The sequence below is a fragment of the Stenotrophomonas sp. S4 genome, assembly GCF_054187805.2.
The window spans coordinates 3,375,965-3,395,736 of record NZ_CM196188.1 but is presented as its reverse complement, the minus strand read 5'-3'; the positions used below and the strand labels follow the sequence as shown (position 1 = coordinate 3,395,736).

At 64.5% G+C, this 19,772-nt stretch carries 12 protein-coding genes; 3 read left to right on the top strand and 9 right to left on the bottom strand.

Annotation, left to right across the window (positions count from 1 at the left end):
- Positions 1 to 79: 79 nt before the first annotated feature.
- From ACUZUJ_RS15960 to ACUZUJ_RS15945, 4 genes are all read right to left on the bottom strand, one after another.
- Positions 80 to 1,663 (bottom strand): phytoene desaturase family protein, encoded by a 1,584-nt coding sequence (locus ACUZUJ_RS15960; RefSeq protein WP_119006990.1) that lies wholly within the window; start codon positions 1,661 to 1,663, stop codon positions 80 to 82.
- 75 nt (positions 1,664 to 1,738) lie between these two features.
- Complete coding sequence (locus tag ACUZUJ_RS15955; RefSeq protein WP_119006578.1) at positions 1,739 to 2,233, bottom strand: VOC family protein; 495 nt, start codon at positions 2,231 to 2,233, stop codon at positions 1,739 to 1,741.
- Positions 2,234 to 2,357: 124 nt separating this feature from the next.
- A complete protein-coding gene (locus tag ACUZUJ_RS15950; protein ID WP_119006577.1) occupies positions 2,358 to 4,367 on the bottom strand; it encodes a M13 family metallopeptidase in 2,010 nt (669 codons plus the stop codon).
- A 222-nt stretch (positions 4,368 to 4,589) separates the two neighbouring features.
- A complete protein-coding gene (locus tag ACUZUJ_RS15945; protein ID WP_049445607.1) occupies positions 4,590 to 6,692 on the bottom strand; it encodes a M13 family metallopeptidase in 2,103 nt (700 codons plus the stop codon).
- 560 nt (positions 6,693 to 7,252) lie between these two features.
- Between ACUZUJ_RS15945 and ACUZUJ_RS15940 the strand changes: the two genes are divergently transcribed.
- The gene (locus tag ACUZUJ_RS15940; RefSeq protein ID WP_049445606.1) at positions 7,253 to 10,369 is read left to right on the top strand and encodes a TonB-dependent receptor domain-containing protein; all 3,117 of its coding nucleotides are present in this window, start codon (positions 7,253 to 7,255) and stop codon (positions 10,367 to 10,369) included.
- Between the two features lie 118 nt (positions 10,370 to 10,487).
- On the opposite strand, the gene ACUZUJ_RS15935 is transcribed toward ACUZUJ_RS15940, so the two are convergent.
- Together ACUZUJ_RS15935 and ACUZUJ_RS15930 are read right to left on the bottom strand one after the other, a co-directional pair.
- On the bottom strand, positions 10,488 to 13,295 hold the full coding sequence (locus tag ACUZUJ_RS15935) for a TonB-dependent receptor domain-containing protein (RefSeq protein WP_049445604.1): 2,808 nt from the start codon (positions 13,293 to 13,295) through the stop codon (positions 10,488 to 10,490).
- Between the two features lie 412 nt (positions 13,296 to 13,707).
- Complete coding sequence (locus ACUZUJ_RS15930) at positions 13,708 to 16,497, bottom strand: TonB-dependent receptor plug domain-containing protein (protein WP_458220487.1); 2,790 nt, start codon at positions 16,495 to 16,497, stop codon at positions 13,708 to 13,710.
- A 213-nt stretch (positions 16,498 to 16,710) separates the two neighbouring features.
- Between ACUZUJ_RS15930 and apbC the strand changes: the two genes are divergently transcribed.
- The gene (gene apbC, locus ACUZUJ_RS15925) at positions 16,711 to 17,565 is read left to right on the top strand and encodes an iron-sulfur cluster carrier protein ApbC (RefSeq protein WP_049445600.1); all 855 of its coding nucleotides are present in this window, start codon (positions 16,711 to 16,713) and stop codon (positions 17,563 to 17,565) included.
- 78 nt (positions 17,566 to 17,643) lie between these two features.
- A complete protein-coding gene (gene dcd, locus ACUZUJ_RS15920) occupies positions 17,644 to 18,216 on the top strand; it encodes a dCTP deaminase (protein ID WP_014037995.1) in 573 nt (190 codons plus the stop codon).
- A 65-nt stretch (positions 18,217 to 18,281) separates the two neighbouring features.
- Here dcd and ACUZUJ_RS15915 read toward each other — a convergent pair whose 3' ends face one another.
- From ACUZUJ_RS15915 to ACUZUJ_RS15905, 3 genes are read right to left on the bottom strand one after another with little or no spacing between them, the layout of a single operon-like run.
- Positions 18,282 to 18,449: a LiaI-LiaF-like domain-containing protein gene (locus tag ACUZUJ_RS15915; RefSeq protein ID WP_005418011.1), complete on the bottom strand. Its 168-nt coding sequence runs from the start codon at positions 18,447 to 18,449 to the stop codon at positions 18,282 to 18,284.
- Between the two features lie 15 nt (positions 18,450 to 18,464).
- Positions 18,465 to 18,887: an HIT domain-containing protein gene (locus ACUZUJ_RS15910; protein ID WP_014037994.1), complete on the bottom strand. Its 423-nt coding sequence runs from the start codon at positions 18,885 to 18,887 to the stop codon at positions 18,465 to 18,467.
- Positions 18,884 to 19,555, bottom strand: a complete 672-nt coding sequence (locus tag ACUZUJ_RS15905; protein ID WP_049445708.1) for a dienelactone hydrolase family protein — start codon at positions 19,553 to 19,555, stop codon at positions 18,884 to 18,886. The genes ACUZUJ_RS15910 and ACUZUJ_RS15905 overlap by 4 nt, the downstream gene beginning before the upstream one ends.
- Positions 19,556 to 19,772: the final 217 nt, after the last annotated feature.

Below are 19,772 nucleotides of genomic sequence, written 5' to 3'. Positions count from 1 at the left end.
CCGAAGGATCATTTGACGCGGTAGGTGCCAACCTTGGTTGGCGTTCGCTCTGCCGCTCTGTGCCAACCAAGGTTGGCACCTACCCATCCTGCAACACCACCTGCGCGGCATTGTGCCCCGGTGCGCCGGTGACGCCGCCGCCCGGATGGGTGCCCGAACCGCACAGGTACAGCCCGGGCAGGGCGCCGCGATAGCCGGCCTGGCCGACCATCGGCCGCGCCGAGAACAACTGGTTGGCACTCAGTGCGCCGTGGAAGATGTCGCCGCCGACCAGGCCGAAGGTGCGTTCCAGATCCAGCGGCGACAGCACCTGCCGACCGAGCACGCTGGCGGTGAAGCCGGGCGCATGCCGTTCGACGGTGGCGATCATCAGGTCGGCCACGGTCTCCCGGTGATCATCCCAATGGCGGCCTTCAGGCAACACCGGCGCCACGTGTTGGCAGAACAGGCTGGCCACATGCTGCCCGGGCGGCGCCAGCGAATCGTCCAGCGTGCTGGGGATCAGCATCTCCACGATCGGTTCGCGCGACCAGCCGTCGCGGCGCGCGTCCAGCCAGGCGCGGTCCATGTAGTCCAGGCTGGGTGCCATGATGATGCCGGCGCTGAGGTGATCGCCGGGGCCGGGCAGGGCGCTGAAATCCGGCAGCCGCGACAGCGCCACGTTCATCCGGAACGTGCCCGAACCGCAGCGCCAGTTCGCCATGCGTTCGCGCGTTGCGTTGGGTACCTGTGCCGGTTCCAGCAATTGTTCGTACAGCAGCTTCGGATTGACGTTGGCGACCACCGCGCGTGCGCGCAGGATCTCGCCGTTGGCCAGTTCCACACCCACCGCGCGGCCCTGTTCAATCCGCACGCGCTGCACCCCGGCCTCCACGCGCAGTTCCGCACCGGCCTCGCGTGCCGAGGCCGCAATCGCCTGGCTGATTGCGCCCATGCCGCCGATCGCGTGGCCCCATGCACCTTTCACGCCATTGCACTGGCCGAATACGTGGTGCAGCAGTACGTAGGCACTGCCCGGTGTATACGGGCTTGCGTAGTTGCCGACGATGCCATCGAAGCCGAACAGCGCCTTGATCGGCTCGTTCTCGAACCAGCGGTCCAGGTACTCGGCGGCCGACAGCGTGAACAGGTCCAGCAGTTCTTGCCGAAGCGAGGCATCCAGCGTCGCCAGTTCACGACCGAGACGGCCCATCTGCCACAGCGCAGGCAGCGCGCGCCAACCACCGGCAACGCCGACATCCGGTGGCGCGCGCAGAGCCCACGCGCGCAGCACGTCGGCGAAGATCTCCAGGCGCGCTTCGTATTCGGGTAGCCGCTGCGCATCCCGCTCGGAGAACTTCGCGACCTCGGCCTGGGTGCGGCCCGGGGCCGACAGCAGGTAACGACCATCCTCCAGCGGCAGGAAGTTGTTGGCCGGACGATTGACGATGCGCAGCCCATGCGCATGCAGCTGCAGGTCGTCGATCACCTTTGGCTGCAGCAATGACACCGTGTACGACGCCACCGAGTTGCGGAAGCCGGGATGGAACTCCTCGGTGACTGCGGCACCGCCGAGAACGCCACGACGTTCCAGCACCAGCACCTTCTTTCCAGCGCGCGCCAGATAGGCCGCGCAGACCAGGCCGTTGTGGCCACCACCAACGACGATCGCATCCCAGGTCATCAGCACCTCGCAAAAAGGGGACGGAGGGGATTAAGTCGCAATCTGCATCTGCGCACAGGGATGGGGAGAAACGACTTAATCCCCTCCGTCCCCTTTTTTGATTGCCGCTTCGATGGTGGCGATGTCGATCTTCTTCATCGGCATCATCGCGTTGAAGGCGCGCTTGGCCAATGCCTTGTCCTTGCTGGTCACCGCTTCGATCAGCATGCGTGGGCTGATCTGCCAGGAGATGCCCCAGCGATCCTTGCACCAGCCGCATTGGCTCTCCTGGCCACCGTTGCCGACGATCGCATTCCACAGGCGGTCGGTTTCGGCCTGGTCCTCGGTCTGGATCTGGAAGGAGAACGCTTCGCTGTGCTTGAACGCGGTGCCGCCGTTGAGGCCGACGCAGGGAATGCCGCAGACCGTGAACTCGACTGTCAGCACGTTGCCTTCCCTGCCGTCCGGAAAGTCACCGGGGGCGTGATGCACGGCGGTCACCGCACTGTCGGGCAGGATGCTGGCGTAGAAGGTGGCGGCCTCGAGCGCGCCGTTGTCGTACCAGACACAGATCGTGTTCTTGTGTGCCATGTCGGGGCTCCGCGATGGACGAAGGCGCAGCGATAGCATGCGCGGTGTTAACCCGGGATCGTGCTGCACCCGCAAAAAAAGGGCGCCCGAAGGCGCCCTCTGTATTACGGGTACGGCGGTTGGCTCAGCGCCAGACCTTGATCTGGTCGGCTTCGCTGCGCTGCATCGGCTGGCCGGCCTTGCAGCTGAAGGTGGCACCGAAGGCCGGCAGATTGGCCAGCGTGCCATTGCTGCGCCACAGGCCCGGCGCGCGGATGTCGGCGGTCAGGCGGCGCACCGCTTCGTTCGGCGACAGCTGCTGTGCCCACAGGGTCGACCAGGCGCGGAAGAAGCCCTGCTGCTGCGCCTGCTTGGCCTTCGGCTCCTGCGCGGTATAGGCCGCCCAGGCCAGCTCCAGGCCGGCGATGTCGGCCAGGTTCTCTTCCTGGGTGAGCGTGCCGTTGACCTTGGCACCCTTCACGCCCGGGAAGTCGTAGGCGCTGTACTGCGCGGCCACGCGGTTGCCGAGCAGGGTCCAGGCGGTCTTGTCGGCCGGGGTCCACCAGCTGCGCAGTTCGCCCTTGGCGTCGACCAGCGCGCCCTTGGCGTCGATCGCACGGGTCAGCTCATGGCCGACCAGACCACCGAAGCTGCCGAACTTGTCGGCGGCGTCGGCCTTGGCGTTGAACACCGGGCCCTGCAGGATCGCGGCGGTGACGATCAGGCGGTTCTGTGCCAGGTCGTAGGCCAGCGACGGCTGCTGCGGCAGCACATCCCAACGGCGGTCGGCGTTGCCCTTGCCGATGCGCTTCATTTCCTCGCGGTGGCGCCAGGTCGAAGCGATCAGCATGTTGCCGCCGAACGAGCCGCGGCCCATCGGCTGCACGCTGTAGTCGAGGTCGCGCAGCGGGGTGCCGATCTCGATCTTCAGCGCGGCCAGCTTGGCCTGCGCTTCGGTCTTGGCTTCGGCGCTCATCCAGCTGTTGTTCTTGACCGCCTCGATCTGCACTTCGCGCAGCTTGTCGACGATCCACGCCGCCTGGCGACGGTCTTCGGCCGACAGGTAACGGGCCGCATACTCGCGGCCGACCATCGGGCCGGCGGCCACGTTGATCGCGTCCAGCACGTCTTCCCAGCGCTGCGGCGGCAGGGTTTCGCCACGCAGCACGCCGCCACGGAACTCAAACTCTGCGTCGCGGTAGGCCTTGGACAGGTACGGCGCCATCGAGTCGCCCACGCGCCAGCGCAGGTAGGCCTTCCACTGGTCCGGCTTGAGCTTGGTGACCATGCCATCGAGCTGCTTGAACAGGCCCGGGTCGGCCAGCGAGACCAGGTCGTCGTCCACGCCCTGTGCCTTCAGGAACGCGTCCAGCTGCAGGTTGCGGTAACGGCTGTTGAGCTCCTTGGTGGAGATCGGCGCGTAGTTGTTGAACGGGTTGTTGATGCCGGCCAGCGACTGCGCATTGCGCGCCAGCTCGGTCTCCAGCGCGATGACCGACTGCGATTCGGCATCCAGCTTGGCCGCCGGGGTGCCGGTCAGCGCCAGGATCTGCTTGACGTAGTTGCGGTAGCGGCCCATCAGCGCCACGGTGTCGGCGTCGGTGCGGGTATAGAACGCCGGATCCGGCAGGCCCATGCCGCCCTGCATGAAGTAACCGATGTGGCGGTCCAGTGCCTTCAGGTCGACGTCCGGGCCGAAGTTGAAGGCGACCGGGATGCCGATCTGGTGCAGCGCGGCGATCGAGGCCGGCACATCCTTGGCCTTCTTGATGGCGTTGATGCGGGTCAGCAGCGGCGCGATCGGGTTGGAACCGTCCGCTTCCACGGCGGCTTCGTCCAGGCCGCTGGCCCAGAAGTCGCCCAGCAGCTTCTGCACGTTGCCCTGCGGCGACTTCATTGCGGCGTCGAGCAGTTCACGCTGCTGCTGGCGGCTGCGGTCGACCAGCTGGCCGAGCGCGGTGGTGGCACCGGTCTGCGGCACCGGGTTGGCCTTCAGCCAGCCTGCATTGGTGGCGTCGTAGAAGTCGCTGCACTGGGCGCTGACGGCCGGGGCGCGCGCGGCCTTCTTCTTGGCGGCGGCGAACGCATCGTGGGTCGGGACCAGGGTCGCCAGGCTGATGCCCAGGGCGATGGCAAGCGGACGGAAATTGGGCATGTGGAACGAATCCGTGATGGATTGAGGGCGCGCGCACTATAGCAAGCCGGGCATGGGCGCGGCATGCACGCATCACGCTGCTTTCGCCGACCAAGGTCGGCCGCTACCGGGGAGTGCCGAGATCAGTAGATCCACGCCATGCGTGGATGAAAAACACCCCGGAAAAACAAAGGCCCGGGAATTCCCGGGCCTTTGCAGGTCTGCCGCAGCGTCAGCCGTGGCTTACCAGATCACCACCTGCTGCTCGCCGGTGCGGGCCATCGGCGAACCGGCCTTGCACTGGAACGCGGCAGCGAAGGTCGGCAGGTTCGACGGCGCACCCATGGCGCGGAACTGCGCCGGGGCGTGCGGGTCGGTGGCCAGGCGGACCTTGGCGTTTTCCGGGGTGTACTTGGTGCGCCACACGGTGGCCCAGTTGAAGAAGAAGCGCTGGTCGCGGGTGAAGCCGTCGACCTTCGCATCTTCCTTGCCGGCGGTGGCCTTCTGCAGGGCGTCGTAGGCGGTGGCCAGGCCGCCCAGGTCGGCGATGTTCTCGCCCAGGGTCAGGTGGCCGTTCACTGCCTGGCCGTCGACCTTGTACTGGTCGAACTGCTTGACCAGCTTGCCGGTGAGGCCTTCGAAGTTCTTCTTGTCGGCTGGGGTCCACCAGTCTTCCATGTTGCCGGTCGGCCCGAAGCGTGCGCCCTGGTCGTCGTAACCGTGGGTCATTTCATGGCCGATCACCGCACCGATGCCGCCGTAGTTCAGCGCGTCGTCGGCCTTCGGGTCGAAGAACGGCGGCTGCAGGATGGCGGCCGGGAACACGATCTCGTTCTGCAGCGGGTTGTAGTAGGCGTTGACGGTCTGCGGGGTCATGCCCCACTCGGTCTTGTCCACCGGCTTGCCGATCTTGGACAGGTTGAACTTGTAGTTGAACTCGTTGGCCGCGCGCACGTTGCCCAGGAAGCTGTCGCGCTGGGTCTGCAGGCCCGCCCAGTCACGCCACTTGTCCGGGTAACCGATCTTCGGGGTGAAGGTTTCCCACTTGGCGATGGCCTTGGCCTTGGTTTCTTCGCTCATCCAGCTCAGGCCCTGGATGCGGTCCTTCAGCGAGGCGGCGAGGTTCTTCACCAGTTCTTCCATCTTCGCCTTGGCTTCCGGCGAGAAGGCAACCTTCACGTACAGCTGGCCGAAGGCTTCACCGGCATCATTCTCGATGGTGCCCAGCACGCGCTTCCAGCGCGGCTTCTGTTCCTTCTGGCCGTTGAGGGTCTTGCCGTAGAACTCGTAGTTCTCCTGCACGAAGGCATCGGCCAGGTACGGCGAGGCGCTGTCCACGGTGTGGAAGCGCAGGTAGGCGCGCCACACCGACGGATCGGTGTCGGCCAGCGACTTGCTCACTTCCTCATGGAAGGCCGGCATGGCCAGCGAGAACTTCTCCGGCGCGGCCACGCCCTGCGACTTGAAGAACTCGGTCCAGCTGAAGTTCGGGGTCAGCTTGTCGGCGTCGGCCAGGGTGACCGGGTTGTAGTACAGCTCGACGTTGCGCGACAGCTCCACGCGCGACTTGGAGGCCTTGGCCAGGCGGGTTTCGAACTTGACCACGTCCTCGGCCTGCTTGGCCGCATCGGCCGCGGCCACGCCGGACAGCTCCAGCACCTTGGCGACGTGCGCCTGGTAGGCCTTCAGCTTGTCGGCGTTCTTGGCATCGGTGTAGTAGGTGGTATCCGGCAGGCCCAGGCCGCCCTGGCTGGCATAGGCCATGTTCATGGCGGAGTTCTTGAAGTCCGCTTCGGCGCCGAAGCCGAACAGGATGTTGTCACCCTTGGCGGCGCTGGTGCGCAGGTAGTTGGCGATGGCCGCCTTGTCCTGCAGGCCGTCGATCGCAGCCAGGTCGGCCTTCAGCGGCTCGATGCCCTGGGCATTGATCTTTGCCTCGTCCATGCCGGTGGCCCACAGGTCACCGACGATCTTCTCGATGTGGTTCGGATTCTTGACCTGCGCGACCTGTTCGGCCAGCTGGTGCTGCACGGCCACCGAGCGCTCGTCGAGGATGGTGAACGCGCCCCAGCTGGTGCGGTCGCCCGGGATTTCGTTGGCGGCCAGCCACTTGCTGTTGACGTAGTCGCCGAAGGCGGTGCAGGCGTCCTTGGTGGTGTCCAGGTCGCTCGGCTGGAAGGCGTTGTAGGCCGGCAGCTTGCTGTCGTCCAAGGTGTAGTTGGTGGCTTCGGCGGTGGCCGGGGCGGAGGCGGCGGCGTCCTTGGCCGGGGTTTCAGTCTTGCCGCAGCCAACCAGCGCGGCCGAAACGGCCAGGGTCAGCAGCACGATCTTGGGAGTACGGGTCACTTGAATGGCCTCCAGGCCGAGTGAGTCAGGGAGTGGCCGCAGGTGCGACCGTGGGCCGAACGATACGCCGCCGGCCAGACCTGCAAGGGTGTCGAAGGTCATGCCCCTGCGCAAGGGGCGCACAGACGCCAGAAGGGCGGCGCAGAAGGGCACCCCAGGCTCCGCCGAAGCGCCGAACGAAGGCCGGCCCTCTCCAGTTGCATTGGGTGAATTGATTATGAATCCGTGTTCGCAGTTGCCGAGGATGCAGGCGCTGGATGGCTGCCGGGACAGGACGTGTCCGGAACCCTGTCCAGGGCGTGCGATGGTTGCCGCGGGTTCTGGTGGTGTCGACTCAAGGTGCTGATTGGAAAGGATTATTGGAGAAATCCTCGGGCCAGCTCACGCCCTCATGCTCTATTCCACGGTGTGTCATATGAAATTGAACTTTTGCTGAATGTTGCCGTTTCGTGTCGATCTGTGTATGAATTCCGTTATCGGCACGTGAACAGTTGCTGACTACTTTTCCTCTGTCTTGCCGATGCAGAGCTTTTTATGCCTTCACTTTCAGAGAGAGAGACATGGAGAAGACTCGCCCACTACCCCGTAATCCGTTGAGTCTCGCGCTCACCTCGGCCATCCTGCTTGCCGTCGCCCTGCCTGCCTTCGCGCAGGAGGGAGAGGCTGCCAAGGAGACTGCCGAGAGCGCGAAGAAGGCTTCCAATGAAGCCGCGGCCACCCAGCTGGACCGCATCACGGTAACGGGCTCGCACATCTACCGCGCCGGCTATGACACCCTGGAACCGGCCGCCGTGGTGTCCCGCCAGGACATCGAGGCGTACGGGCACACCAACCTGATCGATGCGCTGACCAAGATTCCCGGTGTTTCTGCCGGCGTCTCCTCGCGCGGTGATCAGGCCGGCTTCGGCGCAGGCGTGAACTTCGCCAGCCGCTTCGGTCTCGGCAGCAACCGCCTGCTGACCCTGGTCAACGGTCGCCGCTTCGTGACCTCCGCACCGCCAACCGTGTTCGGTGCGGGCGGTGGCTCGGGCATCCAGGTCGACATGAACTCGATCCCGACCGTGATGGTCGAGCGTGTGGAAAGTCTGAGCATCGGTGGCGCCCCCACGTATGGTTCCGACGCCATCTCCGGCGTGAACAACATCATCCTGCGTGACAAGTTTGAAGGCGCTGAAGTTGAGATCGGCTTTGGCAGGACCACCAAGAACGACAATGACCGTTACTCGTGGTCCGCCATTTTCGGCAGCGGTTTCGCCGATGGTCGTGGCCACTTCACCATCGCTGCCGAACTGGACAACAGCGAAGGCGTGAACGCGCTCCAGCGCGACTTCTACCGCAACGGCTACAGCCTGCAGACCAATCCGACGGCAGCGAACGTGGCGCGCTTCCAACCATGGCGTACCCCGGGCAATGACGGCCGCATCGATCCCAGCATCCCGTTCAATACCGGGCCGGCTGACGGCATCGCCGACCAGGTCTGGATCCGCAACCGGCGCATCTCCAGCATGACCTTCGGTGGCTTGATCATGCCATCGGACATCCAGGTGCGGCGCAGCTACCAGCGTAATGCCACGGGTGAGTTGAACGGCTTCGGCCCGAACAACAAGCTCTGGCACTTCAACAACAAGGGCGACCTGGTTGCCTTCGATCCGGGCATCTCCTATCCCAGCGGCAATGCGTCCGGTGGCGATGGCCTCAACCTCAATGAGACCGTCCCGCTGATCGCTGACCTCGAACGCCGTACGGTCTATTCGACCGGCAGCTTCGACTTCAACGACAACGTGCGTGGCTTCTTCGAACTGTCGCACTACAGCGCCACCGCGCGCGAGACGTTGGACCAGAACGTCTACAACGCCGCCGGCTTTGGTGCCGCAAACCCCGATGGCAGTGGTGACCAGAGCGGCGCGATGCTGTTCAGCGCGAACAATCCGTTCCTCAGTGCCGAGTCGCGCCGCATCCTGGCTGAGAACGGCATCACCTCGTTCCGCCTGTCGCGCTCCTCGCGCGACCTGAGCATGAACAACGCCAGCACCGATACGCGCCTGAGCCGCATCGTGCTCGGCCTGGACGGCTTCTTCGATATCGGCGAGCGCCGCTTCAACTGGGAAACCAGCGTGACCCACGGTCGAGGCGACTTCGACTACAAGGGAACCGGCCTGATCCAGCAGAACTTCATCAATGCGCTCAACGTGAAGCGCGATGCCAGCGGCAACATCGTCTGTGATGCATCCGCCCCGGGCACCACTGCCGATCCGAACTGCCGCCCGCTGAACCTGTTCGGCGAGAACCAGGCATCGCCTGAAGCACTGGCCTATGTGTCGACGCCGACCCTGGCCAAGGCACGGACGCGCCAGACTGTGTTCAACGCGTCGGTGACCGGTGGCCTGTTCGACCTGCCGGGCGGCGAGTTCTCCTTCGCCGCAGGCGTGGAGCATCGTCGCGAAGAAGGTTCATTTACTCCGAGCGAGTACCAGCGGCTGGGGCAGGGGCGTTCGGTGCCGATCCAGGGCGCCAAGGGCGACTATCACACCAATGAAATCTTCGCCGAGTTCCTTGCACCGCTGTTCAATCCCGACTGGGATCTGCCGGGCCTGCACCGCCTGGACGTGACCCTGAAGGGCCGCCGTGTGGTCAACTCGGTGGCCGGTGGCTTCAATGCGTACACCTATGGCATCCAGTACGAGCCGTTCGCGGGAATCCAGCTGCGCGGCAGCAAGACCCAGTCGCTGCGTGCACCTTCGATTGCCGAGCTCTACACCTCGCTGCAGCCTGCGTACTACAACATCCCGGAAGTGTGCTCGGTGTCGGCCATCAACGGCGGCACCAATCCCGCGATTCGCCGCCGCAACTGCGAAGCCTTCTTCCAGGCCTACCCGGGTGCGGACCCGGCAACGTTCCAGGCGTCGCCGACCAACACCCTCGGCTCGGTCAACGGCTATACCGGCCTGAAGAACGAGAAGGCAAAGTCCTGGACAGCGGGCATCGTGTTCGCACCGGACTGGGCGAAGGGCCTGCGGGTCGCGGCCGACTGGTATGACATCAAGATCACCGATGTGATCACCAGCCTCAGCCCGACCGACATCATCACCGGCTGCTTCGACAACCCGGACTTCAATGCCTCCGACGTGCCCAACGCCAACCGCTTCTGCAGCCTGGTGACGCGTAATCCGCTGAGTGGTGCGGCCACCGATATCCGTACCGAGTACGGCAATGGCCCGGTGCTGATGTTCCGCGGCTGGACGGCCGAAGTGGACTACAACTGGGACATGGGCCGATTCGGCCAGGTGGCACTGGGCTTCTACGGCTACATGCCGAAGAACCGTGGCCAGGCCGCCAACGCGGATGTGCCGTTCGTGGAGCGCGTGGGTACGTTCGACGAGCCCAAGCGCCAGTTCCGCTGGACGGCGCAGCATGCCATCGGCAAGTGGAGCTATGGCGTGACGTCCAACTACACCAGCGGCTCGCAGTTCAGCCTGACTGCAACCCCGGAAAGCCGGCAGTACTTCAAGCGTGACAGCTGGACGACCTGGGATGCCAATGTCAGCTACCGCCTGACCGACAACGCACGCGTGAACCTGTCGGTGCTGAACCTGTCCGACGACATCGGTCCGTTCCCGTACGTGCTGGACGCGCTGGGCCGTCGCTACATGGCCAGCCTGCGCTACAGCTTCCGCTGAGCGGAAGGGCCGGAAATCGGCAGGCCCTGGTGTACCAGGGCCTGTTCTTCCGAACGGTCATGCTGGACACGAAAAAGCCCCGCCATGGCGGGGCTTTTCCGTTGCTACGGTTGCTGGATTACTTCACGCCGAACGCGTACTTGGCCTGCACGTAGATCGCGCGCCCGTAGGCGTTGTACAGGTAGTTGTTGTACGGCTGGCCGCTGGTGCCGGCGTAGCTGTAGCGCTGGTTGTCCGGCATCTTGTTGAACACGTTGTTGACCATCAGCGACAGGGTCAGGTTCTCCATCGCGCGGTAGTTCACGCTCAGGTTGTAGGTGGTGTAGGAGCCCCACTTGCCAGCCTTGTAGCCGGAGCTGTGGACGTAGTCATAACCATTGCCCACGTAAGCCATGTAGTTCGGCGTCTTGCCGATGTAGTTGGCGTACAGGGTGGTGGTCCAGTTGTCCTTGGCCCAGCCGATCGAGCCGTCCGCGCGCACCTTGGCGTACGAGTCGTACACCCACATCGCGTATGGGTCGTGCAGCAGGTCCAGGTACTCGTCACCCGGCTGCGGCTGCAGCTTGCGCTTGAGCATGTCGGTGTAGTTGGCCGAGAACTGCAGCGAGCCGAAGCGACCGATGTCCTGCACGTACTTGAAGCTGGCGGTCAGCGCTTCCAGGTTCTGGCGGGCGACGTTCATCTTCGGCGTGTAGATCTCATCGAGCACGCCCGATGCATCACGGGTGATCCAGTCACTGACGTTCTGGCAGCTGGCCGAGGTGTTGTTGGACTGGCCGTTGCGGCAGTAGTACTCGGCCAGCAGCAGCTGGTCGGAGCTGAGCGTGTCGACCTCGTTCTTGATCTTCCAGTTGTAGTAGTCGACCGACAGCGACAGGTTGTTGATCGGTGCCCAGACCACGCCTGCGTTCCAGACATCGGCGGTGATCGGCTCCAGGTCCGGGTTGCCCGAGCGGGTGCCGAACACCGAGACGCTGTCGTACGGGCAGCCGGTGGTGTTGGCCGGGTCGTAGCCCAGCTGGCCGCAGCGGTAGTAGTCGGTGGAGCCGTTGGCGTAGTAACCACTGCGACCCTGGAAGGCATCGGAGAGGGTCGGTGCGCGGAAGGCGGTGCCGTACTTGCCGCGGAACAACAGGCTTTCGATCGGACGGAACTCGATGCCGACGCTGTAGGTGGCCTTGTCGACGGTGTTGCTGCCGATCTTGAAGGCGTCATAGCGGCCGGAACCGGTGACGGTCAGCGTTTCCAGCAGCGGCATGCGCAGTTCGGTGGTCACCGCGTAGTTGCTGCGATGGCCGGCACCGGACACGGCGGTGGTGCCCCACACGCTGCCGTCCATCAGGCCCGGGTCGGGCGTGTAATCCCAGCCTTCGCTGCCACCTTCGACAACCACGGCGAAGCCGGCATCGCCACCGGGCAGCTTGAACAGCGAGCCATTGGTGACCTGGGCACGGGCCAGGTTCTGCCAGGTGCGGCTTTCGCTGTAGCTGTAGCCGGTGAAGCTCTGGAAGTCGCCGGCGGGCAGCGGCGCATAGAACGCTTCCCAGTTCGGGCTGTAGATGTCATAGCCGGTGCTGGTGGTGCCCAGTACCGGGCCCAGCACGCGCTGCTCGAAGTAATCGTTGATCGGGTCGTTCCAGCGCACGAAATTGCGCTCGGTCAGCTTGTACTCGCCACGGGTGAAGCTGAGGCTGTAGTCCCAGTTGCCTGCGGTCCCGCGGCCGCCGAGGGTGACCTGGTAGGCCTTGTTGCGGTCGGTGTTCATGATGTCGCGGTAACCACCGCCACCGATGTCCTCTGGCGCGAACACGCGCTGCAGGTTCATGTACTGGCCGCTGGCCTGGTCATAGAAGCGGCCCCACCCCGAGGAGGTGCCCCACCAGGTGTAGCCGGAACCGGTTGCGTACTTGACCTCTTCCAGGCTGTACAGCGCATCGCCGAACAGCTGGAAATTGTCGTTCACGTCGAAGGTGGCCGAGCTGTAGATCTGCCCGCTTTCCTTGCCGTTCTTGATGGTCTTGTAACCGGTGCCGTAGACCGAGCCGCAGGCCTGGCCGGTCGGCCGGGTGCCGAGCACGGTGGTGCCGTCGAACTGGCCCGCCACGTTGGCGCACAGGTTCGGGTCCATCATCGCGTAGCGGTTGTTGGCGGCCGGCAGCAGAACCAGGAAATCATTGGAGACGTACTGCGGGCTGTAGCCGTCGGGGTTGTTGACCTTGGTCAGGTCACGCTGGTAACCCCAGATCGGGCTGGTCTTTTCATACTGCACGTTGACCAGTGCATGGAAGCGGTCGTCCTTCGAATTGAAGCCGCGTGCACCGCTGAGGCGGAAACTGTTGCCGCCGCCTTCGCTGTAGGCGCCACCACGCACATTGAGCACGCCGCCATCCATGCGCTCCTTGAGGATGATGTTGACCACGCCGGCGATCGCGTCCGAACCGTACAGCGAGGACTGGCCGCCCGGCAGGATCTCGATGCGCTCGACGATGTCGATCGGGATGCCGCTGATGTTGTTGAAGGTATCGCCGCCGTTGTACAGCGCCGGATACGAGAGCATCGGGCGGCCGTTGATCAGGTACTTGGTGTAGCCCGGGCTGAGGCCGAACATGCCGGCCGCTTCGGCGCCCTGGGTGAAGGATGCGGAGGTCTGGCCGCCCTGCAGGCCGCCGGTGGACAGCGAGGACTGCTGCAGGACATCGGCGACGCTGGTGAAACCGCGGGTCTGGATATCCTCGGCGGTGACGGTCAGGACCGGCGTGTGGTTCTCGATCTCGGTCTGCGGAATCAGCGATCCGGTGACGGTCACACGGTCAAGCTGGGTCGGCGCATTGCCGTCCTGGGCCAGGGCGGTACCAGAGGCCAGGAGGGTGCCGAGCAGGGCGAGGGTCAGAGGGTGGCGCGACAGCGTGGAACGTTGGCGAGACATGGTGGATCCCCGTAGTGAGCAATGTCTTGGCGGCGCACTCCCTGCGCATTAATGATTCGTTCAGTGTGATTCCATTCAGGTCGACCGTAACACGTCGTTAACGTTGCCAACACGGGCCTGTCACATCCACGTGCGTCCGTAGAGCGGAAAAAAGCTTCTGAATCAATGGGTAAGGTGATTTGTTTTGGCATGTTTCAAAAGATGGCGACGTGCAAGGGAGCATGTCGACGTTGCGAATGTCCCTTCAGAATCAATGCGTTGTGATCCACCGGCGTTCCCTTGAACGCAGATGTTTGTGCGGTGTCGATCACGCTTTTTGCTGCAGGCCGGTCGAGGCGTTCAGCGCTCCAAAAAAAAAGGCCCCGCCGAAGCGGGGCCTGGTCCAGACACGGAGTCCGGAATACGACGGGGATTAGAAGTCGTACTTGACCTGGGCCGAGATCTGACGGCCGTAGACGCTGTAGAAGCCGTCGTTGAACGGGGTCGATTCGTTGCCCGGGTAGTTGTAGCGCTGGCCTTCCGGCAGCTTGTTGAACACGTTGTTGACCATCAGCGACAGGGTCAGATCGTCCTGCGCCTGGTAGTTCAGGCTCATGTTGTACGTGGTGTACGAGCCCCACTTGCCGGCCTTGGCGCCGGAGGAGTGGACATAGTCATAGCTGCGGCCGGTGTAGGCCAGGTAGTTCGGGGTGCTGCCGACGTAGTTGGCGTACACGGTGGTGGTGAACTTGGAGATGGCCCAGCCCACCGACACGTCGCCACGGACCTTGGCGAAGTTGTCGTAGTACCACATGTTGTACGGATCGCTCAGCAGGTCCAGCTTCTGCGCACCCGGCAGGGCCACCACTTCACGCTTCAGCATGTTGGTGTAGTTGCCGGAGAACATCAGCGAACCGAAGCGGCCCAGATCCTGCTGGTACTTGGCACCGACGGTCACCGCTTCCAGGTTCTGGCTGGCCACGTTGAGCTTCGGGGTGTACACGCGGGTCAGGTTGCCACCGGCGTCGCGGGTCACCCAGTCGGTCACGTTCTGGCAGCTGGCCGAGGTGTTGTTCGGCAGGCCGTTGTGGCACTGGTACTCGGCCAGCAGCAGCTGGTCGGTGCTCAGCGTCTTGACCTCGTTCTTGATCTTCCAGTTGTAGTAGTCGACCGACAGCGAGAAGTTGCTCACCGGGGCCCACACCACGCCTGCGCTCCACACGTCGGCGGTGATCGGCTTCAGGTCCGGGTTGCCGGACTTTTCGCTGTACACCGAGGTGGTCTTGTAGAACGAGCAGGCTTCGTCACGCAGGGCGTAACCCATCTGGCTGCAGCGGTAGTAATCGTTCTGGCCGGAGGCGAACGAGCCGCTCATGCCCTGGAAGGCATCGGACAGGGTCGGCGCGCGGAACGCGGTGCCGTACTTGCCGCGCAGCAGCAGGCTTTCAACCGGGCGGTATTCCAGGCCGATGCTGTAGGTGGCCTTGTCGACGGTCTTGTCGGCGATCTTGAAGGCGTCATAGCGGCCCGAGGCGCTGATGGTCAGCGACTCGAACACCGGCATGCGCAGTTCGCTGGTCACCGCGTAGTTGCTGCGGTGGCCGGCACCGGCCACGGCGCTGGCGCCCCAGGCGTTGCCATCGATGAAGGCCTGGTCGGGCGAGTAGTCCCAACCTTCGCTGCCGCCTTCCAGCACGACGGCCAGGCCGGCGTCGCCGCCCGGCAGGGAGAACAGCGAACCGTTGGTCACCTGCACGCGACCCAGGTTCTGCCAGGTCTTGCTGCGGTGGGTGCCATAGCCGGTGAAATTGGCGAACTGGTCCGGGGTGATCGGCGAATAGAACGCGGCGTAGTTCGGGTTGTAGATGCCGAAACCATCGGCGGTGGTGCCCAGGCGCGGGCCCAGCACGGTGTCGCCGAAGAAGCCTTCGATCTTGTCCTTCCAGCGCGCGAAGCGGTTCTGGTCCAGGCGGTATTCGCCGCGGGTGAAGCTGGCGCTGTAGTCCCAGTCGCCGACCATGCCCTTGCCGCCCAGGGTGACCTGGTAGGAACGGCTCTCATCGGAGTTCAGGATGTTGTTGTAGTGGCCCGGGCCGATTTCTTCCGGTGCGAACGCGCGCTGCAGGTTCACGACCTTGCCCAGGCCCTGGTCGTAGAAGCCGCCCATCACCGACTTGGTGCCCCACCACAGGGCGCTGGAGCCAGAGGTGAACTCGGTCTTTTCCTTGCTGTACAGCACGTCGGCGAACAGCTGGAAATTGTCGTTCACGTCGAAGGTCATCGACGAGTAGAACTGGCCGCTGTTCTTGCCGTTCTTCAGGGTCTTGTAGCCGGCGCTGTACACCGAGCCGCACGATTCGCCCGATGCACGCTTGCCGACGGTGGTGGTGCCGTCGTACAGGCCTGCCACGTTGGCGCAGCGGGTCGGGTCCATCATGTACAGCTTGTTGTCGGCGTTGCCGATGACGGCAAAGTCGTTCGACGGCAGCTGCGCGGTGTAACCGACCGGGTTGTTCTGCTTGGTGATGTCACGCTGGTAGCCCCAGATCGGGCTGCCGTTTTCGATCTGCACGTTGACCAGCGCGTGGAAGCGGTCGTCGAACGCGTTGAAGCCCTTGGCGGCGCTGAAGCGGATGTTGCTGCCACCACCTTCGGTGTAGGTGCCGCCACGGATCGACATCGTGCCGCCGTCCATGCGTTCCTTCAGGATGATGTTGACCACGCCGGCGATCGCGTCCGAACCGTACAGCGACGACTGGCCGCCCGGCAGGACTTCGATGCGCTCGACGATGTCGATCGGGATGCCGCTGATGTTGTTGAACGACTCGCTGCCGTTGTACAGCGCCGGATACGAGAGCATCGGGCGGCCGTTGATCAGGTACTTGGTGTAGCCCGGGTTCAGGCCGAACATGCCGGCGGCTTCGGCGCCCTGGGTGAACGCACCCGAGGTCTGGCCACCCTGCAGGCCGCCGGTGGTCAGCGACGACTGCTGCAGCACTTCAGCAACGCTGCTGAAGCCGCGGGTCTGGATGTCTTCGGCGGTGATGGACATCACCGGGGTCTGGGTTTCAACCTGGGTCTGCGGGATCAGCGAACCGGTGACGGTGATCTTGTCCAGGTTGGTCGCCTTGTCCTGAGCCATTGCCGGGGCGGCGGCCATCAGAGCGGAAATCAGGGCGACGGTGAGCGTGTTGCGACGTGCGGTATTGCTGACGTGTTTCATGTAGTTCCATTGGAGAGCAAAAACAAAAACGGCACTGCGCATGCGCCATCGCGCGGGCCGGAACAACCGGCTCCACAGCTCAAAACAGTGCTTATCGAACGTAACATGAACTTAACAATCTGTGCACGAATCTGTCGCAATCCTGAATTTCAGTCAGGTTACGTCCAGCTTGTATGATGTCGGGTTATCCCCCTGACCCCGCCGGTGCTCGTTGTGAACAGTTCTCCCCGCCGTCCCCATGTCAGCCAGGTCCAGAAGGGACTTACGCCGCATGCCCGCATCCGCAACGTGATCGCGGTCGGTTCGGGCAAGGGCGGCGTCGGCAAGTCCACCACCTCGGTGAACCTGGCCGTGGCGCTGCAGCAGCTTGGCGCGCGCGTGGGCGTGCTCGACGCCGACATCTATGGCCCCAGCGTGCCGGCCATGCTGGGCCTGTCCGGCCGCCCGGAAAGCCCGGACAACAAGAGCATCGAGCCGCTGCGTGCGTTCGGCGTGGAGACCATGTCGATCGGCTACCTGATCGAAGAGGACACGCCGATGATCTGGCGTGGCCCGATGGCCACCTCGGCGATGACGCAGCTGTTCAACGATACCCTGTGGGACGACCTGGATTTCCTGCTGATCGACCTGCCGCCGGGCACCGGTGACATCCAGCTGACCCTGACCCAGAAGATTCCGCTGGCCGGTGCAGTGATCGTCACCACGCCGCAGGACATCGCCACGCTGGATGCGAAGAAGGCGTTGAAGATGTTCGAGAAGGTCGAGGTGCCGGTGCTGGGCATCGTGGAGAACATGGCGGTGCACACCTGCAGCAGCTGCGGGCACATCGAGCACCTGTTCGGCGAGGGCGGTGGCGAGCGCATGGCCGCGCAGTACGGCGTGCCGCTGCTGGGTTCGCTGCCGCTGCAGATCGGCATCCGTGAACAGGGCGATGCAGGCACCCCGATCACCGTCGCCCAGCCGGATTCGGCGCCGGCCCAGGCCTACCGCCATGCCGCACAGCGCCTGATCGAGGAAGTCGGCAAGCGCCCACGGGCCTCGATCCCGATCCTGTCGTCGCTGCTGTAAGTGCGGGTGCAGGGGCCGCCGGCGCAGGCCGGGCCCCTGCTAGAATCCTCGCGCCCCCTCGTACCCCCAGGACAAAGCATGAGCATCAAGAGTGACCGTTGGATCCGCCGCATGTCCGAGCAGCACGGCATGATCGAGCCGTTCGAGGCCGGGCAGGTGAAGCAGGCCAACGGCCAGCGCATCGTCAGCTATGGCACGTCCAGCTATGGCTACGACGTGCGCTGCTCGCGCGAGTTCAAGGTGTTCACCAACATCAACTCGACGATTGTCGACCCCAAGCATTTCGACTCGGGCAGCTTCGTCGACATCACCGCCGACGAGTGCATCATCCCGCCGAACAGCTTCGCGCTGGCGCGTACCGTCGAGTACTTCCGCATTCCGCGCGATACGCTGGTGGTGTGCCTGGGCAAGAGCACCTACGCGCGCTGCGGCATCATCGTCAACGTGACGCCGCTGGAGCCGGAATGGGAAGGCCACGTCACCCTGGAATTCAGCAACACCACGCCGCTGCCGGCGCGCATCTATGCCAACGAAGGCGTGGCGCAGATGCTGTTCTTCCAGGCGGCCGCCGATGACGTCTGCGAGACGTCGTACCGCGATCGCGGCGGCAAGTACCAGGGCCAGACCGGCGTGACCCTGCCGCGGACCTGAGTTGTTCTGGAGCCGAGCAAGGCTCGGCTCTGCATGGGCGAAGGCGGCGCTTGCGCCGCCTTTGCTTATTTGCCGCGACCGAACAGCATCGCGATGCCGACACCCACCAGGGCCACCGGCCACCAGGTCAGCAGCAGCTTGGACAGGTTCAGGTGCGTCCAGCCGAGATTGCTGGCGAGCATGAACAGGCCGATCAGGATCAGCAGGACGGCGGCAACGAGGTTGAATCGCATCGGGTCGGCGAAGGCTCAGGACTGGGCCGGATATCCTAGCCGTTCCTTCCAGTAGGCGACATGCTGGTCCAGCGCCGCCGGCTCGTAACGGTGCGCCGGGCCGCTGCCCCAGACCGGGCCCGGCCAGGCCGGATCACCGTCATGGCGGCCGATCACATGGAAGTGCAGCTGGCGCACGATGTTGCCCAGCGCCCCGATGTTGATCTTTTCCACCCCGTCGGAGCCCTTCAGGGCCTTGCAGGCGCGGTTGAGCTCGGTGCGCAGCTTGTCCTGCTGCTCGCCGTCCAGCTCGATCCACTCGGTCACCCCGGCCAGGCGCGGTACCAGTACCAGCCAGGGGAATCGTTCGTCGTTCATCAGCCGCACTTGCGACAACGGTCCTTCCGCCACCAGCACGCTATCGGTGGCCAGGCGTGAATCGAGTTCGAATTCGCTCATCCAAGATGCTCCGAGAAGAAGTCCAGGGTGCGTTGCAGCGCCAGGGCGGCGCTGTCTGGATCATACGCATGTCCGACCTCCCGGTTGAAGGCGTGATCGGCCGGATAGACATAGGTGGCCATCTGCGGCAGCTTCTCACGGTGGGCCTGGACCGCTTCCGGCGGGATGCTGCGGTCCTGGGCACCGAAGTGGAAGATCACCGGGGCCTTGGGCGTTTCGTCGAGGAACTGCACGTTGCGCGCACCGTAGTAGCTGACCGACGGCAGCCCCAGGCGCACTGCGGACAGCATCGCCACCGTGCCACCCCAGCAGTAGCCGACGGTGCCGACCTTGCCCTGCGGTGCCAGCCGGGTTGCCGCGGCCCGCACCACCTCCAGCGCCCGTTCCATGCCCAGCGCGCCAACCCGTTCCAGGCCCTGTTTCACGCCTTCGGCGTCGTAGGGCAACGCGTCCGGATCGGCGTCGGGGCCGTCGAGCAGGTCGAAGAACGAGGGCGCCAGCACCGCATAGCCTTCAGCCGCGAAGCGCTCGGCCACGCTGCGGATGTGCGGATTGGCGCCGAAAATTTCCTGCACCACCACCAGGCCGCCGCGCGCGGTGCCTTCCGGCAGGGCCTGCCAGGCCCGTACCGGGCCGTGATGCGTATCCAGGGTGATCCACTCGGCCATCGTCATCTTCCTCGTTGCTGGGAACAGAGCTGCATTGTCGGTGCTGCGCCGGTTAGCGCGGCGTCAGCGGCTGTGCCGGATCGGGCGGCTGCGGGCGTGCGGCAGTGCGTTCCCAAGGCGGTGCAGAGGGCTGTTTCTGCATTGACCGGTGCACACCCGCAGCCTAAGCTTTCAGCCACGATGACATACAAGCCTCCGGCGCGAGCCGGGGGCTTTT

What these genes read in the sequence shown, in the direction of transcription:
- ACUZUJ_RS15940 (WP_049445606.1), top strand. Translation starts at nt 7,253, where the DNA reads ATGGAGAAGACTCGCCCACTACCCCGTAATCCGTTGAGTCTCGCGCTC.
- ACUZUJ_RS15930 (WP_458220487.1), bottom strand. Translation starts at nt 16,497, where the DNA reads ATGAAACACGTCAGCAATACCGCACGTCGCAACACGCTCACCGTCGCC.
- ACUZUJ_RS15935 (WP_049445604.1), bottom strand. Translation starts at nt 13,295, where the DNA reads ATGTCTCGCCAACGTTCCACGCTGTCGCGCCACCCTCTGACCCTCGCC.
- ACUZUJ_RS15915 (WP_005418011.1), bottom strand. Translation starts at nt 18,449, where the DNA reads ATGCGATTCAACCTCGTTGCCGCCGTCCTGCTGATCCTGATCGGCCTG.
- ACUZUJ_RS15950 (WP_119006577.1), bottom strand. Translation starts at nt 4,367, where the DNA reads ATGCCCAATTTCCGTCCGCTTGCCATCGCCCTGGGCATCAGCCTGGCG.
- dcd (WP_014037995.1), top strand. Translation starts at nt 17,644, where the DNA reads ATGAGCATCAAGAGTGACCGTTGGATCCGCCGCATGTCCGAGCAGCAC.
- ACUZUJ_RS15905 (WP_049445708.1), bottom strand. Translation starts at nt 19,555, where the DNA reads ATGGCCGAGTGGATCACCCTGGATACGCATCACGGCCCGGTACGGGCC.
- ACUZUJ_RS15910 (WP_014037994.1), bottom strand. Translation starts at nt 18,887, where the DNA reads ATGAGCGAATTCGAACTCGATTCACGCCTGGCCACCGATAGCGTGCTG.
- ACUZUJ_RS15955 (WP_119006578.1), bottom strand. Translation starts at nt 2,233, where the DNA reads ATGGCACACAAGAACACGATCTGTGTCTGGTACGACAACGGCGCGCTC.
- ACUZUJ_RS15960 (WP_119006990.1), bottom strand. Translation starts at nt 1,663, where the DNA reads ATGACCTGGGATGCGATCGTCGTTGGTGGTGGCCACAACGGCCTGGTC.